Source organism: Streptomyces sp. NPDC053493 (assembly GCF_044544825.1).
Lineage (GTDB): Bacteria > Actinomycetota > Actinomycetes > Streptomycetales > Streptomycetaceae > Streptomyces.
Map to the genome: position 1 here is coordinate 38,581 of NZ_JBITXS010000004.1, position 15,445 is coordinate 54,025.

A 15,445-nucleotide genomic window follows, 5' to 3' on the forward strand; every position below is an offset into this window, starting at 1 on the left:
GCGCCCACTGACAACCCGGGCACCCGCAAACGCAAGCGCCCCCCACGCACCCGCCAGAGCCGACCTACCCTTGCTGCCTTCCGGCCCTGGGGGAGTTCAGTCAGATAGCGCCACGTGAGGGGCTCCGCCCAGAGTACCCGATCCCGACCCCCGCTCGGCCCCCTCCCCCACCTCCCCACCCACCTGCGACCTTCGCCCCACCCTCCGCTCCGGATCACGTGCGCGAGCACCCTCCCCGGTCATGTAATGTTCTCCACGGAGGATTCGCCTAGAGGCCTAGGGCGCACGCTTGGAAAGCGTGTTGGGGGCAACCCCTCACGAGTTCGAATCTCGTATCCTCCGCCAGCCCAGAGGGCCGGACCGCACAAGCGGTCCGGCCCTTTGGCGTTGTCCCGTCACGGCGGCGGCGTCAGGTCGGGCGCGCACCCGCCGCGCCGCTTTCTCCCTCAGACCGGGCAGGGGCGGTACTCGAGGCTCAGCTCGCGGTCCACGGCGTAGCTGGTGCGCATGGAGGCGTCCGTGACCTTTTCCCAGGAGCCGTACTTCGCGTAGAGCTGGTCGGCCGTCGGGCCGAGCGGGTTGCCGTACTTGGCCTGGTTGCGCTCCTCCAGGACGCGGACCTCGTCGGGCGTCATGCCGGCGCGGGTGATCTCCTTCGCCTGGTTGCGCATGTCGACCATCTCGCGGGCGATCTCCTCCTCGGTCGCGCCCGCCGCGCGCATGTCGGCCTCCGTGCGGTGCATGTCCTCCAGGAGGTCGTGGTAGCGGATCCGGGTCCGCTGGGCGTCGACCTTCTCGTCCATCGGCATCACACGGATCCGGCACACGACCGGGTCGGTGCTCGGACACGGGTCGTCGGCCGGGACCGGCGGGGCGAGCGGAGCCGTGATGATCGAACCGCAGGCCTCGGCGGCGGTCGCGGTGGCCGAAACCGCCGTGGTCAGCAGGGCGACGGCCGCCACGAACGGCGCGAGCGCGGGCAGCAGGGCACGGCGCGGGAGCGAGGAGGAAAGGCGCATGGGCGCATCCTCGTCAGCCGCGCCGTGCCCGATCACGCAGGCACACCGGTGATCACCTCTACCGGGTGATCACCCCACCGGCGTGGTGATGGTGGCCGTGTTGTTGTCCTTACTCGGGTCCGGGGTGTCGCTGGTGGCCGAGGCGCTGTCGGTGACGCCGCCGCCGGCCGCCCGTACCCGCACGGAAAGCGTCACCGTCGCCGTTCCGCCCTTGGGAACGGTCCCCAGATGGCAGACGACCGAGTCCGTCGACCCCGCCGCCGGGGTGTCGCAGTTTCCGCTGGACGTCGACGCGCTCACGAAGCGGACGGTCGCGGGCAGGTGATCGGTGAGGACGACCTTCTCCGCGGCCGTCGGGCCGAAGTTGCGGACCCGGATCGTGTAGACGAGCGTGCCGCCGTCGGCGACCGGCTCCGGGCTCGCGGAGATCGAGGTGGCCAGGTCGGCGAGCGGCCGGAAGACGGCGGCGCTGAAGTTCGAGCCGGCACTGATCGCCGTGACACCCTCCAGGAACCGGGTGCACGGCGCCGTCTGGCCGACGGCGCAGACCGGCACCGGCCGCAGGCGGTGGATGCTGGTGCCGTCGCCGAGCTGACCGTTGAAGTTGGTGCCCCACGCGCGCACCGATCCGTCGAAACGCAGCGCCAACGAATGGTCGCCGGTGCTGCCCGCGGCGACGGCGGTGACGCCGGACAGCGTGGTGACGCAGTCCGCCGGCGCGCAGACCTGGACCGGCACCGCGCTCGGCGTGGTCGTGTTGTTGCCCAGCTGACCGCCGTCGTTGACGCCCCAGGCGAAGACCGTCTCGTCGTTCCGGAGGGCCAGGGTGTGAAGGGCGCCGGCGGCCACGGACGTCACACCCGACAGGTACGAGGTGCAGGGCGCGGTCGCCCCGGGCGCACAGACCCGTACGGGAAGCGTGGTCAGCTCACCGACACCGTCGCCCAGCGCCTGGCCCTCGCCCCAGGCCAGGACGGAGCCGTCGTCCCGGGCCATGACGCTGTGGAAGACACCGCCCGCCACCGACACCCCGCTGAAGGCCGCGCCGCCGACGTGGACGGGGACGTTGCGGTTCGTGGTGGAGCCGTCCCCGAGGGCGCCGGAACCGTTGTAGCCCCAGGCGTTGACCGAGCCGCCGGTACGCAGCGCGAGACTGTGCACGTACCCCGCGGAGATGCTGGTGACGTTGCTCAGGTACGAGCCGCACGGCGCCGTCGCGCCGACCGCGCACACCTGCACGGGAGACGTCCGGTCGGGGGCCGCGGTGCCGTCGCCCAGCTCGCCGTACGTGTTGTCGCCCCAGGACACGACCGTCCCGTCGGCGAGCAGCGCGAGGCTGTGCGCGTTGCCGGCCGAGACGGCGACGACGTTCCTCAGAAACGCGGCACACGGCGCCGGCTCACCGACCGCGCACACCCGGACCGGCGTGGTGCGAGCCGTCCGGGTCCCGTCGCCCAGCTGGCCGTGCCCGTTGTCACCCCAGCTCAGCAGGCTTCCGTCGTCGAGCAGGGCGACGCTGTGGAGACCGCCGGCCGCCACCTGTACGACCTTGTCGAGCGCCGTGGTGCAGGTGGCGTTCCCGCAGACCCGCCCGGGAACGCGGGAGTCCACCGGCGTGTTGCCGTCTCCGAGCTGCCCCGAGCCGTTGTAGCCCCAGGTCAGGGCGGTGCCCGGCGGGCCCGTACGGATGTCGAGGCCGCCCTTCGTCACCGCGTCGTCGGCGTACGCGGGAGCCGGGACGGTCAGGACGACGTTGCCCATTACAGCGGTGACGAGAGTGGCGACGGCCGCGGCGAGGAACCTGGCGGCGAACCATCTACGCGGGCGTCGAGGGAACGGCCTGCGGCGGACCTCGCCGGGCCGGGCGTCCGAGACGGACATACACGCTCCTCTCCGGGGCCGGGCCGGACCGCGGCGCGATCACCGACGGCTCCGACCGACGCGCCCAACATGCGGGCGCGCCCGGACGCGCACGCGTCAGCGACACCTCGCCTTCACCCGATCAGCGCGCGCGGCGGAGCCGGGTGGGCGCGCGGGGAGGGCCGGTGGAGGTACGGGGCGGACGCGCCGGAGCTGCCGTCTCTCCCAGCGCCGGTCAGAAGCTGTCGTCGCTGGCCAGCCGCAGCGCCAGCTCCTGCAGGATCGCCTCGGTCGCGGGCTTGGCACCCGAGCCGTCGTGGGCGTCGGCGACGGCCTCGAACGCGAGGATGAAGCCGTTGACGAGCGCGCTGAGCGGATCGGACAACTGGGCCAGCACCGCCAGGCCCACCTCCTCGGTGGTCGCCTCGGACGGCACCGCGAACTGCCCGGGAATCACCTCACCCAGGAGGTCCGAAACGAGTCCCTCGTCGACTCCGCCGCGCAGCGCCGTCAGTGCGGCGATGGCCTTGAGCTTGATCTCGTTCTCGGTCACGGACCGAGCGTAGGAGGCGGCGCGAGCCGGGGGGCGGAAATGGCGCGACACGCGGGGCAGGCGGGGCGGCTCTGGGGCCTTGCGCTTGGAGCGGCCTCGCGCGCCCTGCGCGACCGGCGGGGTGGTGGGGCGCCGTTGACGGCGGTCTGCTCGTCGGTTCACCGGATGGTGGGAAGGAAACGATCCACCATTTCACTACGGAGCGCTATCACCTCGATACTCATGGCGACGACCCGTCGGGGCCGTCTTTCCCGAGTTGGAGGCGCTATGCGCAGGTGGGTTTCGGTGGCGGTGGCTGCCGGGTTGTTCATGGGTGGGGCGAGCGGGGCCGTGGCCGCGTCTTGGACGACCATTCCGCATCAGTACACCGGCGGGGCGGAATTCCGCGGTGGCCAATACGTCTTCGAACCCAAGGGCAGGAACCACGGCGGCTTCCATCTCAAGGGCGACCTCGCGGACATCGAGCCTGGCGACGGTCACAACGTCTACCTCGAGGTGAAGGTCGAGGGATACGACTGGAATCGCCTCAAGGGCACGCAGAAGAAGACCGTGCACATCGACAAGGTCGTCTACGACGGCCAAGCTCAGTACACCTCGGACGCCTGGCTCCACCTGTGCCGTGACCGTGGCTCGCTGCGCCCGGACAACTGCACCACCACCCTCTACTTCCATCGAGAGGGAAACGGGACGTCATGAGTGCCGTTCTCCGCGCCGAGGGCGTTGATCTCTACTACGGGGCCCACCGGGCCGTTCACGGTGCCGACTTCGCTCTTCGGCGCGGAGAAGTGGCCGCCGTCATGGGCAGCAGCGGGTCGGGCAAGTCCTCGCTGCTGTACTGCCTCGCCGGGGTGTTGGCACCCACGAGCGGGCGGGTCGTCTTCGACGGCGTCGATCTCAAGAGCCTCGACGACGAGGAACTGAGCACGCTGCGGCGGGAGCAGTTCGGGTTCGTCTTCCAGTACGGGGAGTTGCTGCCCGAGCTGACAGTCGAGGAGAACGCGGCTCTGCCGCTGCGCCTCGCGGGCCAGCGCAAGGCCCCCGCGCACGAGGCGGCCGGCGAGGTGCTGGGGCGCCTCGGAATGACCGAGCTGTTACAGCGCAGGACCTCACAGCTCTCCGGCGGCCAGAGCCAGCGGGTCGCCGTCGCGCGGGCGCTGGTGCACAGGCCGGCCGTGGTCTTCGCGGACGAGCCAACGGGCGCACTCGACAGCGCCAACGCGGCGGCGGTGCTGGACGAGTTCCTCAGGCTCGCCCGCGACCAGCGCACGTCTGTGGTGATCGTGACCCACGACCAGAGCGTCGCCGCTCAGGCCGATACGAGCTACACGATGGTCGACGGAGTCCTGAAATGAGTGGCTTCCTTCTCGGCCTGAGGTTGCTGTGGCGCACCGGACGCCGAGGAAGGGCCCGGTTCGCCCTGATGACGGCAGGGTGCGCACTCGGGGTCGCCTGCCTGGCTGCGGTGCTCACGATTCCGACGATCCTCGATGCCAACGCGGCTCGCGACGCTGCCCGGAATCCCCTCTTCGTCACGCCGGAAATGCAACCGCGTCCCGTCACAACGATCGCGGTGGCCGAGCGCGACGACGCCTACGGATCCGAGCCGCTTTACCGGCTCTTCGTCGCACGGACGGCGCCGGGGGCGGCCCCGGTGCCTCCAGGACTGAAGCGGCTGCCTGCTGCGGGCGAGGCCATCGTCTCTCCTCGGCTGAAGGACATCCTGGCCCAGGAGCCAGCGCTCTCCGGGCTCGTGCCGGGCAGGATCGTGGACGTGATCGGGCCTAGCGGCTTGGCCGGTCAGGACGACCTCTACGCCTACATCGGTCGTACGGTGAAACAACTGCCTTCGGACGCAAGCGCAGTGGTGTCCTTTGGAAAGCCGTATCCCCGCCACGACGTGGTGGAGGAGTCCACTCTCGACATCCTGCGCTTCACTCTCTCCTGCGTCGTCCTGCTGCCGCTCGCCGTCTTCCTCTCCGTCTGCGCCCGGCTGTCCGCCGAGTCGCGGGCCCGTCGGCTCGCCGCGCTGCGGTTGGTCGGGCTGAGCGTGAAGGACACGTTGCGGGTCAACGCCGGGGAGACGGTCGCCGCGGCCGTTCTTGGAGCCCTGCTCGGAATTGTCGGGTACCTCGGCTTCAACGAGGTCATGGCGCGGGTGGGGCTCCCGGGGCTCCACTGGTTCCCGGCCGACGGGCGGCCCGAGGCAACGACCGTCGTCCTGTGCCTGGTGCTGTGCCCGGCGCTGGCGTGGTTCGTCGGGCGGAGGTCCGCGCGGGAAGCCGCGCTCACGCCGCTCAACGTGCGTCGTACCGCGCAGGGAAAACCACCGCGGAAGTACGGAACGCTTCTCTTGCTGCCCGGCCTAGGGGTCATCGGGGGATACTGCGCACTCAGCGTTCTGGGACGTGACCCGTCCGGCGGCAGTGGCAACACCGTCCTCGTACCAGCAGCTGTACTGCTGACAGGCGCAGGGCTCGTGCTCGGGCTCGCGCCGATCACGGCATGGCTTGCCCGTCTCCTGGCCCAGAGAGTGCAGTCATTGCCGCTTTCACTCGCGATGCGCCGGGCTGAGGTCGAGCCCGGAAGTGCCCTGCGAGTCGTGACCGGCCTGGTGCTTCTCGTCTACGCGACCTCGCTGACGCAGGGTGTTCTGGTCGAACTCGATCAGGTGAGCCGACGGACCGCGCCCGTGCAGGAATTCGAACTGCCCCTCGAAGAGTTGGACAACGGGCAGCGGACTCGACTCACTCGCGTCGAGGGAGTGGGCGGTCACACCATCACCGCCGACTCGTGGATCCGCAGCCTCGACGAGGACAATCCGCCTCGCCTCTATGCGGCGGTGGCCACGTGCGCCCAATTGAAGGCCTTCGTCAAAGCGTCCAGCGGCTGCATCGACGGTAAGGTGATCCGCCTTCACGACCCGGTCATTGCCGAAGACGCGGCGGCCGTGCCCGGGCGAAGCTTCCCGTTCCTTCTCAGTGATGGAACGAAGCTCAACGTTGCCGTTCCCCGGGAGGTCGTGACGGTGCACACGTACCAGCCCTCCGCCTTCACCAGTGCGAGCGTGCTCATCCCTCCCTCGCTGCTACCTCGCGGCACTGTCCTGGCGGAGGGTCGCATGCATCTGGTCACCGCATCCGACCCCGCCACCGTCCGCGCCACCCTCGATGCCATCGGTGCCATCGCGCCCACCGCGCACGTCGAGCCCGTCGGCATCGTCTTCAGCTCGCTCCACCAGCTCACCGTGATCCGCAGTCTGCTCGCCTCCGGCATGGTGCTCGGGCTGGTTGTCGGGGTGGCGGCGTTCGTGGTGTCGGTGGCGGATCGGGCGATGGAGCGGCGGGGGCAGGTGGCCGCGCTGGTGTTGTTGGGGGCGCGGGGTGGGACGTTGCGGGTGGCGCAGGCCGCGCAGGTGGTGTTGCCGCTCGGGGTGGGGCTCGGGGCGGCGGTGGTGACCGGGTGGCTGGCGGAGTCGAGTTACCTGATCACCGGCGGCGGGGCCGTGCACTGGGACTGGGAGGGACTGCCCCTGCTGGTGGTGTGCGCGCTCGGGGTGCTGGTGGCCGGTGGAGTGGCCTCGTTGCCCGTCGTACGGCGGCATGTCGATCCCGAGCACATCCGGCGGGACTGAGCCGGAGCCGCAAGGAAGCGGGAAAGATCTCGGGGCCACCGATGAGTTTTCGGTGGCCCCGACGTCTGTTCGTATGTCAGCCGTTCCGCGGCCGCTTCGAAGAGACGAGGTCTCGCATGTCCGCCAGCCCCGCCGTCAAGGGTCCCGCCAGCTACTTTCCCGCCATCGAGAAGAAGTACGGGCGTCCCGTCGCCGAGTGGCTCGAGCTCATCGACGCCTCCCCGCTCGTCCAGCACATGGAGCTCGTGGCCTGGCTCAAGGCCGAGTTCGGGCTAGGCCACGGCCACGCCAACGCTCTCGTCGCTCACGCTCGTCAGCGCTGACTCGGTCCGGGCCTCGACCCGGCGGCGTACGGCCAGGGTGGCGGCGGAGGCGGCCAGGCCCATGACCAGGGCGGACCACCAGAGGGTGGCGGCGCCGAGGCCCGTGTAGACGGTGACGCCCACGGTGAGGGCGGCGAAGCGGGCGACGCCCCAGGTCCAGCTGTAGGCGCCCTGGTAGCGGCCGCGGGCGTGGGCCGGGGCCAGGTTGGCGACGACGGCCGCGCCGATGCCGGCGACGACGACCTCGCCCAGGGACCAGACGACGACCGAGACGGCGAAGCCGAGCGGGCCGTCCGCGAGGCCGGTGAGGGCGACGCCCACGGCGATCAGGGCGCTGCCCGCGACCTGCACCGGGATCTGGGGCAGGCGGGCGAGGCGGGCGGTCGTGAAGGGCTGGAGGGCGACGACGAGGACGGCGTTGACGGCCGCCATCGCGCCGTACACGGCGGGCGAGAGGCCGCTGTCGTGGATCGCGAGCGGCAGGGCGACCTCGGTGAGGGAGTAGACGAACAGCTGGACGCCGAAGATCGGCAGCAGCAGCACGGTGAGACGGTCGCGCAGGACGACGCCGTAGCCGAGGCCGTCCTTCTCGGGGCGCGGCCCGCGCGCCGGCTCGGTCAGGCGGGTGGCGACGACGACCGCGTAGATGAGCATCGTGCCGGCGTCGACCGCGAACAGCAGCCAGTAGCCGTGGGCGGCGAGCACGCCGCCGAGGACGCCGGCGACGGCGGTGCCGATGTTGACGCCCCAGCCGAAGAGGGCGTACGCGCGCTGCCGGCGCTCGGCGTCGACGGCGTCGGCCATCAGCGCGTACGCGGCCGGCGGGACGACCGTGCTGGCCGAGCTGATCAGCAGCGCCGCCGCGGCCATCGTCCACACGCCCGGCGCGACGAAGAGCGCGCCCTGCGCGACCGCCGCGCCGATCAGGCCGATGAGCATGGTGGGGCGGCGGCCGAGGCGGTCGGCGAGGACGCCGCCGACGGCCGGTCCGAGGAGGTTGCCGGCGCCGAGCGCGCCGAGGACGTAGGAGGTCTCGGTCCCGGTCACGCCCCGCGCGGCGAGGAAGAACACCAGGAACGGGGTCACCATGTGACCGATGCGGTTGACGATCGTGCCGCCGAAGACCGTCCACACGGTGGCCGGGAGGGCGGTGAACGACGAGGGCAGGAGCGAGGTCCGGGAGGAGGGCATGCGGTGAGACTGCGCCTCTGCCCTGCCCGCCCTCCAATGATTAAGCTCAGACCGAATCCGGGCGCGGAAGCGCGGGGCCTTGGGAGGTAGGAACGCGTGGAGACCGAACTCAGCTTCTCCGCGGCGGACCTCGCCCAGACCCGCTTCGCCGTCTCCCCGATGTGGGAGGTCGTCACCAGTTTCCGGCTGCTCCGGGAGCCGGTCGACCCGCCGCTCCACCGGCGTTGGGCCTCCCAGGTGCGCCCGAGGGTCGTCCGCGCCGGGCTCGACCGCGGGCTGCTCGCCCGACTGGTCCCCGGTGGCGGCTTCCTCGCCGACTTCCTCAACCCGACACCTACCGGGCCGTTTCCGACCCTGGACGGCGAACTCGACGCCATCCGGCGCACTCCGCCCGACCTGATCGCCCGCGACCTCGGCAAGCTGGGCCGGATCGCCTCCGGCGCCGCGGCGGCCGGCGCTGCCGGCGCCGGCGACGACCTCGGTGACGGGCCGGGCAACGACCTCGCGGGCGAGCCCGGCATCGACCTCGAACGGCTCTGCGACGAGATCACCACCTACTGGGAACTCGCCCTCGCCCCCTACTGGGCCCGCATCCGCGGCCTCCTGGAGGCGGACGTCTTCCACCGCGCCCGCCAGGTCGCCGAGCACGGATCGGCGCGCGTACTCGGCGAACTCCACGAGACCGTACGGTGGGACGACGGCACCCTGCGGCTCGTGCGGCGGGCCTGCGGGATCACCCGCGACCAGGCCGGCTCGGGGCTGCTGCTCGTGCCCAGCGCCTTCGCCTGGCCCAAGGTCCTGACCCGCTCGGTCGCGCCCGACCCGCCCCAACTCGCCTATCCCGCCCGCGGAATCGGCAACCTCTGGGAGCCGCGCACCACCACGACCGCCACCGACGCCGTCGCCGGCGTCCTCGGCCGCTCGCGCGCCCTGCTGCTCGCCGAACTCGACACGCCCGCCTCGACCACCCATCTCGCCGCCGCCTTCGGCCTGTCGGCGGCCGCCGTCTCCCAGCACCTCACCGCCCTCAAGAACGCCGGTCTCGTCACCGCCCACCGCAGCGGCCGGTCCGTGCTCTACGCCCGAACCGCCGTCGCCGACGCCCTGCTCTGCCCCAAGGAACTCGTATGACACGGACGGCCCCGCCCACCGCGCACTGGACCGAGCGCACTCTCGTACGCGACGGCGTACGGCTCTCCCTGCGCGACTGGGGCGGCGACGGTGACGGGGCCGGCGGCACCGGACGGCGGCCCGTCCTGCTGCTCCACGGGCTCGCCGGGCACGCCGGCGAATGGGACGGCGTCGCCCGGCGGCTGCGCGCCGACGGACACCGGGTCCTCGCCCTCGACCAGCGCGGGCACGGCGCGAGCGAACGGCACCCGGGCGACGTCTCGCGGGCCGCGTACGTCGCCGACGTCCTCGCCGTACTCGACCTCCTCGACGAACTCCACGACGAACCTCACGGCGAACACGGTCACGACGGCGCCGTGCTAGTGGGGCAGTCGTACGGCGGGCATGCCGCGCTGCTCACCGCCGCCGCGCACTCCGACCGGATCGCCGGCGCCGTCCTCGTCGAGGCCGGGCCGGGCGGCGCCGGACCGGAGGTCGTGGCGGAGGTCGGCGGCTGGCTGCGGGCCTGGCCGGTGCCGTTCGCGTCGCGGGAGGCGGCCGTCGCGTACCTCGGCGGCGGACCCGTAGGGGAAGGCTGGGCGGACGGCCTGGAGGAGCGCGACGGCGGGCTGTGGCCCCGATTCGACCCCGAGGTGCTGATCGCCTCGCTGGCCGAGAACACCGGGCGCGACTGGTGGCAGGAGTGGGCGGCGATCCGCGTGCCCGTCCTCGCCGTCGTCGGCCAGACGGGGATCATCGGGCAGGCGGAGTACGAGGAGATGGCGCGCCGGCTGCCCGCGCTGCGCGGTGTCTGCGTACCCGGCACCGGGCACGACCTGCACCTGGAGCGGCCGGAGGTGCTGCACGCGCTCGTCGCCGGATTCCTCGCCGAGGACGTGGCAGGGCCTTGCGCTGGAGTGGACTCCAACACCTAGGGTGCGGCGCATGCGCTATCGGGTACTCGGCGGGACCGGGATCGAAGTCAGCACGTACTGCCTCGGCACGATGATGTTCGGGGCCGTCGGCAATCCTGACCACCAGGATGCCGTGAGGATCATCCACGCCGCCCTCGACCAGGGCGTCAACTTCGTCGACACCGCCGACATGTACTCGGCGGGCGAGTCCGAGGAGATCGTCGGCAAGGCGCTGCGCGACCCGCGCCGCCGCGAGGAGACGGTGCTGGCGACGAAGGTCTACTTCCCGGTCGGCGGCGAGGGCCCCAACCGGGGCGGGTCGTCACGGCGTTGGATCACGCAGGCCGTGGAGGCAAGCCTCAAACGGCTCGGCACCGAGTGGATCGACCTCTACCAGATCCATCGGCCCGACCACCGCACCGACATCGAGGAGACCCTCGACGTCCTCGGCGACCTCGTCTCCCAGGGCAAGATCCGGGCCTTCGGCTGCTCGGCCTTCCCCGCCGAGCAGATCGTCGAGTCGCACGCCGTCGCCGAACGGCGCGGCCTGCGCCGTTTCCGTACCGAACAGCCGCCGTACTCGCTGCTCGCGCGCGGCGTCGAGACCTCCGTCCTGCCCGTCGCGCAGCGGTACGGGATGGGCGTGCTGACCTGGGCGCCGCTGGCGTCCGGCTTCCTCACCGGCAAGTACCGCAAGGGCCGGGCGACCGATCTCGGCACCGGGCGGCCCGCGCTCACGCCGCACCGCTTCGACCCGGCCCTGCCGGCCAACGCGGCGAAGATCGACGCCGTGGAGGAGTTCGTGGCGCTGGCCGAGGAGATCGGCTGCACGCTGCCCGAACTGGCCGTCGCCTTCGCCGCCGCGCACCCGGCCGTCACCTCGGTGATCCTCGGGCCGCGCACGATGGAGCAGCTGGAGGGGCTGCTGAAGGGTGCGTCCCTGGTCCTGACGGACGAGGTCCTGGACCGGATCGACGCGATCGTCCCGCCCGGCACCGACCTCTACCAGGCCGACGGCGCCTGGCGGCCGCCCGTCCTGACCGACCCCGCGCTGCGCCGCCGCCCGGCGGGCGAGCGGGCGGCGGCGGACTGAGCCGGGGCCGGGGCCGCTGTTGAGGCCCCAGGTCCTCGCGGCTGCCCCGCCGGCCCTTGTTTCCTGTCCCAGGAACCGCCGGGCGGCGTCATCCTGGTCCCATGAGGAAGAGCACGGGCAGGAGCACGGGCACGAGCACAAGGACCATCGGTGCGGACGAACGCCGGGCCCGGCTCGCGTCGCGGCACCGGCTGGCCGGGGCGGCTCGGGCGGCGACGGCGGAGGAGGTCGCCGGTTCGCTCGTGGCGCTGCACGCGACGGACGCGGCGACGGTCTTCCTCGCGACCGGCGCTCGCCTTGCCGGCGGCCGCGACCCGGTGGCGGAGGTCGAGCGGGCGCTGTACGAGGAGCGGACGCTGACCCGGATGCACGGCATGCGGCACACGCTCTTCGTCGTGCCGACCGCGCTCGCCGCCACCGTCCACTCCTCCACCACGGACGCCGCCTCGGCGCGCGAACGCGCCATGCTGGTCAAGCAGTTGGCGGCCGGCAGCGACTACGACGCCGACTGGCTGGCCGAGACCGAGCGCCAGGTGCTCGCCGAGCTGGCGACCCGGGGCGAGGCGACGGGCGCCGAACTCGGCAGCGCCGTACCGCGTTTGCGTGCGCAGTACGTGTACGGCGTCGGCACCAACCAGGAGGGACCGCAGTCCGTCTCCAGCCGCGTCCTGCGGGTCCTCGGCATGGAGGGCCGGATTGCCCGGGGCCGGCCGCAGGGCGGCTGGACGTCGAGCCGCTTCCGGTGGGCGCTGGTGCCGCCGCACGCGGACCTGCCGGTCGAGGAGGCGCGGGCGGAGCTCGTACGGCACTGGCTCACCGCGTACGGTCCGGCCACCGAGGCCGATCTGAAGTGGTGGACGGGCTGGAAGGTGACGGACGTACGGCGGGCGCTCACCGGCGTCGGCGCGGTGGAGGTGGTCCTCGACGAGGGACCGGGCTACGTGCTGCCGGACGACCTCGATGCCCTCGATGCCCTCGATGTCGTCGGCGGGCCCGCCGACCCCACCGGCGCCACCGGCCCCACCGGCCCCGCAGGCCCCGCCCGCGCCGGGCAGTCCTGGGCGGCGCTGCTGCCCGCGCTCGACCCGACGCCGATGGGATGGCAGTACCGGGACTGGTTCCTGGACCCGGAGCACCGGCCCGCGCTCTTCGACCGCAGCGGCAACATCGGCCCGACAGTGTGGTGGAACGGCCGGGTCGTCGGCGGCTGGGCGCAGCGCGCGGACGGCGAGGTCGTGTGGCGGCTGCTCACCGACGTCGGGAGCGAGGCGGTGCGCGCGGTGGAGGCGGAGGCGGCCCGGCTGAGCGCCTGGGTCGCCGACGTACGGATCACGCCCCGCTTCCGTACGCCGCTGGAGCGGGAACTCTCCTCGTCATGAGGCTCAGAGGCTCATGCGGCGCCCGCGGTGAGGCTCGTACGGCGCCCGCCCTGAGGCTCGTACGGCGGCCGCGGCCGCACCTTCCTCCCTCCGGGTGAGATCGGGCTCGGTCCGGGCGGTGTGTCGAGGATCGCGCACCGGCTCCGACGTCTCTTGTGTAGGAACCGGCACACGGTGACAGGCGGTCACTCCGGTTCGCCGAAGGAGGACGTCATGAAGTACCTGGTGATGGTGCAGGGCGCTCAGGCCGACTACGCCGCGATGAACGGCAAGGCCTCCGAGCACAGCCCGGCGTGGAGCGAGCAGGAGCTCAGGGCGATGTTCGCGTACATGAACGCGATCAACGACGACCTCGCCGAGACCGGTGAGCTCGTCGACGCGCAGGGCCTGGTCGAGCCCGCCAGGACGCGGTTCGTGACGGCGGACTCCGAGGGACGGCCGGTCGTCACGGACGGGCCGTACGGGGAGACGAAGGAGGTGCTGGCCGGGTACTGGGTGCTCGACTGCACGAGCCTGGACCGGGTCACCGAGATCGCGGCGCGTGTGGCGCAGTGCCCGCAGCCGGCCGGGGCGCCGGAGTACCCGGTGGTGATCCGGCCGATCGACGAGGCGGGCGGGAGCGACCTCGGGTGACCGCCGCGCACACCTCCGCGCACACCGGCGGGCACACCGGCGGGCACGGCGTCGAGGACCTGCTGCGGCTGCACGCGCCGCAGGTCCTCGGCGCGCTCGTACGGCGGTACGGCCACTTCGACGCCGCCGAGGACGCCGTGCAGGAGGCGCTGCTCGCCGCCGCCGCCCAGTGGCCGGACGGCGGTGTGCCGGCCAATCCGCGCGGCTGGCTGATCCGGGTGGCGTCCCGGCGGCTGGCGGACGCGCTGCGGTCGGAGGCGGCGCGGGCGCGGCGGGAGGAGACGGCGTTCCGGCTGCAGCCGCGCGAGGTACGGGCGGCGCCCGCCGACGACGACACGCTCACCCTGCTCTTCCTGTGCTGCGACCCGGCGCTGCCGCCCGCCGCCCGGATCGCGCTGACGCTGCGGGCGGTGGGCGGCCTGACGACGGCCGAGATCGCCCGGGCGTTCCTGGTGCCGGAGGCGACGGTGGCCCAGCGGATCAGCCGGGCGAAGGCGAAGCTGCGCGCGGCCGGCGCCGACCGGCCCTTCCGCCCGCCGCGCCCGCAGGACCGGGACGCGCGCCTCGCCTCCGTCCTCCACGTCCTCTATCTGATCTTCAACGAGGGCTACACCGCCACCTCCGGCCCCGCCCTCCACCGCGCCGACCTCGCCCGTGAGGCGATCCGGCTGACCCGCGCCGCCCGCCGGCTGCTGCCGCGCGAGGGCGCGGTGACCGGGCTGCTCGCCCTGATGCTGCTGACCGAGGCCCGCAGCGCCGCCCGCAGCGGGCCGGAGGGCGAGCTGATCCCGCTCGACGAGCAGGACCGCACCCGCTGGGACCGGGCGGCGATCGCCGAGGGCACCGCCCTGGTCGAGGAGGCCCTCGCCGAGGGCCCGCCCGGCCCGTACCAGCTCCAGGCGGCGATCGCCGCCCTCCACGACGAGGCCCCGGACCACGGCAGCACCGACTGGCCCCAGATCCTGGCCCTCTACGACGTCCTCGTCACCCGGACGCCCGACCCGATGGCGGAGCTGGGCCGGGTGGTCGCCCTCGCGATGGTCGACGGCCCGGAAGCCGGCCTCGCGGCCCTCGCCGCCCTGGAGCCCCGCTTCCCGGACTCCCACCGCCTCCCCGCCGTCCGTGCCCACCTCCTCGAACGCACCGGCGCCCGCCGCGCCGCCGCCGACGCCTACCGCGCCGCCGCCCGCGCCACCCTCAGCCTCCCGGAACGCCGCTACCTCCAAACCCGCGCCGCCCGCCTGGACCCCTGACCACGGCTTTCCTCCCGGCGGCTCCGTCGTCGCGGCAGTGGCCGGGGCGAGGGAGTGGGAAGAAGGGCGAGGGGGCAGGCGGGTGTCATCCTTGGACGTCGACGGGACCCCGGGCCGGGGGAGCGAAGTACCCGCTGGGGTGTCTGTGGAGGAGTGGTCGTGGAACTGGATCTGGCGGGCGCTGAGCTCAAGGCCGTGCTGAACCGGCTGCGCCGGGCGCAGGGGCAGATCTCCGGCGTCATCCGGATGATCGAGGAGGGCCGCGACTGCGAGGAGGTCGTGACGCAGCTCGCCGCCGCCTCGCGGGCTCTCGACCGGGCCGGGTTCGCGATCATCGCGACGGGGCTCCAGCAGTGCCTGTCCGAGATGGAGAACGGGCGGGGCGACGGCGAGGATGCCGACAAGATGCGGGCCAGGCTCGAGAAGCTGTTCCTCTCGCTGGCCTGACGCACTCCCGGCGCCCCGGGCGGCCGATGGAGGTGTCGG

15 protein-coding genes, 1 tRNA gene and 1 other RNA gene are annotated in these 15,445 nt (G+C 72.8%); 12 read left to right on the top strand and 5 right to left on the bottom strand.

Going from position 1 to position 15,445, the window contains the following annotated elements; all coding sequences use genetic code 11:
- Nucleotides 1-28: 28 nt before the first annotated feature.
- Nucleotides 29-127, bottom strand: an RNA gene (ffs, locus tag ACIGO8_RS13475) — signal recognition particle sRNA small type.
- A 130-nt stretch (nt 128-257) separates the two neighbouring features.
- On the opposite strand from ffs, the gene ACIGO8_RS13480 reads away from it, so the two are divergent.
- Nucleotides 258-345, top strand: a tRNA-Ser gene (locus tag ACIGO8_RS13480).
- A gap of 101 nt (nt 346-446) precedes the next feature.
- Here ACIGO8_RS13480 and ACIGO8_RS13485 read toward each other — a convergent pair.
- The 3 genes from ACIGO8_RS13485 to ACIGO8_RS13495 form a co-directional block, all read right to left on the bottom strand.
- Complete coding sequence (locus ACIGO8_RS13485; RefSeq protein ID WP_399728666.1) at nt 447-1,019, bottom strand: hypothetical protein; 573 nt, start codon at nt 1,017-1,019, stop codon at nt 447-449.
- A gap of 69 nt (nt 1,020-1,088) precedes the next feature.
- On the bottom strand, nt 1,089-2,780 hold the full coding sequence (locus ACIGO8_RS13490) for a hypothetical protein (RefSeq protein WP_399728668.1): 1,692 nt from the start codon (nt 2,778-2,780) through the stop codon (nt 1,089-1,091).
- Nucleotides 2,781-3,114: 334 nt separating this feature from the next.
- Complete coding sequence (locus tag ACIGO8_RS13495) at nt 3,115-3,432, bottom strand: hypothetical protein (protein ID WP_399728671.1); 318 nt, start codon at nt 3,430-3,432, stop codon at nt 3,115-3,117.
- 285 nt (nt 3,433-3,717) lie between these two features.
- On the opposite strand from ACIGO8_RS13495, the gene ACIGO8_RS13500 reads away from it, so the two are divergent.
- The 4 genes from ACIGO8_RS13500 (at nt 3,718) to ACIGO8_RS13515 (ending at nt 7,386) form a co-directional block, all read left to right on the top strand.
- Nucleotides 3,718-4,128 (top strand): hypothetical protein, encoded by a 411-nt coding sequence (locus ACIGO8_RS13500; protein WP_399728674.1) that lies wholly within the window; start codon nt 3,718-3,720, stop codon nt 4,126-4,128.
- Complete coding sequence (locus ACIGO8_RS13505; protein ID WP_399728677.1) at nt 4,125-4,784, top strand: ABC transporter ATP-binding protein; 660 nt, start codon at nt 4,125-4,127, stop codon at nt 4,782-4,784. Before ACIGO8_RS13500 ends, ACIGO8_RS13505 begins: the two co-directional genes overlap by 4 nt.
- The gene (locus tag ACIGO8_RS13510; protein ID WP_399728680.1) at nt 4,781-7,063 is read left to right on the top strand and encodes an FtsX-like permease family protein; all 2,283 of its coding nucleotides are present in this window, start codon (nt 4,781-4,783) and stop codon (nt 7,061-7,063) included. Before ACIGO8_RS13505 ends, ACIGO8_RS13510 begins: the two co-directional genes overlap by 4 nt.
- 116 nt (nt 7,064-7,179) lie before the next feature.
- Complete coding sequence (locus ACIGO8_RS13515; RefSeq protein WP_399728682.1) at nt 7,180-7,386, top strand: DUF4287 domain-containing protein; 207 nt, start codon at nt 7,180-7,182, stop codon at nt 7,384-7,386.
- On the opposite strand, the gene ACIGO8_RS13520 is transcribed toward ACIGO8_RS13515, so the two are convergent.
- The gene (locus ACIGO8_RS13520) at nt 7,336-8,577 is read right to left on the bottom strand and encodes an MFS transporter (RefSeq protein WP_399728685.1); all 1,242 of its coding nucleotides are present in this window, start codon (nt 8,575-8,577) and stop codon (nt 7,336-7,338) included. The genes ACIGO8_RS13515 and ACIGO8_RS13520 overlap by 51 nt on opposite strands.
- A 96-nt stretch (nt 8,578-8,673) precedes the next feature.
- Here ACIGO8_RS13520 and ACIGO8_RS13525 point away from each other — a divergent pair, with 96 nt between their 5' ends.
- From ACIGO8_RS13525 to ACIGO8_RS13555, 7 genes are all read left to right on the top strand, one after another.
- On the top strand, nt 8,674-9,708 hold the full coding sequence (locus ACIGO8_RS13525) for a DUF5937 family protein (RefSeq protein WP_399728688.1): 1,035 nt from the start codon (nt 8,674-8,676) through the stop codon (nt 9,706-9,708).
- A complete protein-coding gene (locus tag ACIGO8_RS13530) occupies nt 9,705-10,622 on the top strand; it encodes an alpha/beta fold hydrolase (protein WP_399728690.1) in 918 nt (305 codons plus the stop codon). Before ACIGO8_RS13525 ends, ACIGO8_RS13530 begins: the two co-directional genes overlap by 4 nt.
- 10 nt (nt 10,623-10,632) lie before the next feature.
- Nucleotides 10,633-11,694 carry an aldo/keto reductase gene (locus tag ACIGO8_RS13535; protein ID WP_399728693.1) on the top strand — a complete coding sequence of 354 codons (1,062 nt, stop codon included), beginning with the start codon at nt 10,633-10,635 and terminating at the stop codon, nt 11,692-11,694.
- Between the two features lie 101 nt (nt 11,695-11,795).
- Nucleotides 11,796-13,073 (top strand): winged helix DNA-binding domain-containing protein, encoded by a 1,278-nt coding sequence (locus ACIGO8_RS13540; RefSeq protein WP_399728696.1) that lies wholly within the window; start codon nt 11,796-11,798, stop codon nt 13,071-13,073.
- 213 nt (nt 13,074-13,286) lie between these two features.
- Nucleotides 13,287-13,706, top strand: a complete 420-nt coding sequence (locus ACIGO8_RS13545; RefSeq protein ID WP_399728699.1) for a YciI family protein — start codon at nt 13,287-13,289, stop codon at nt 13,704-13,706.
- Nucleotides 13,703-14,959 carry an RNA polymerase sigma factor gene (locus ACIGO8_RS13550; RefSeq protein ID WP_399728702.1) on the top strand — a complete coding sequence of 419 codons (1,257 nt, stop codon included), beginning with the start codon at nt 13,703-13,705 and terminating at the stop codon, nt 14,957-14,959. The genes ACIGO8_RS13545 and ACIGO8_RS13550 overlap by 4 nt, the downstream gene beginning before the upstream one ends.
- A 159-nt stretch (nt 14,960-15,118) precedes the next feature.
- Nucleotides 15,119-15,406: a metal-sensitive transcriptional regulator gene (locus ACIGO8_RS13555; RefSeq protein WP_399728704.1), complete on the top strand. Its 288-nt coding sequence runs from the start codon at nt 15,119-15,121 to the stop codon at nt 15,404-15,406.
- Nucleotides 15,407-15,445 lie beyond the last annotated feature (39 nt).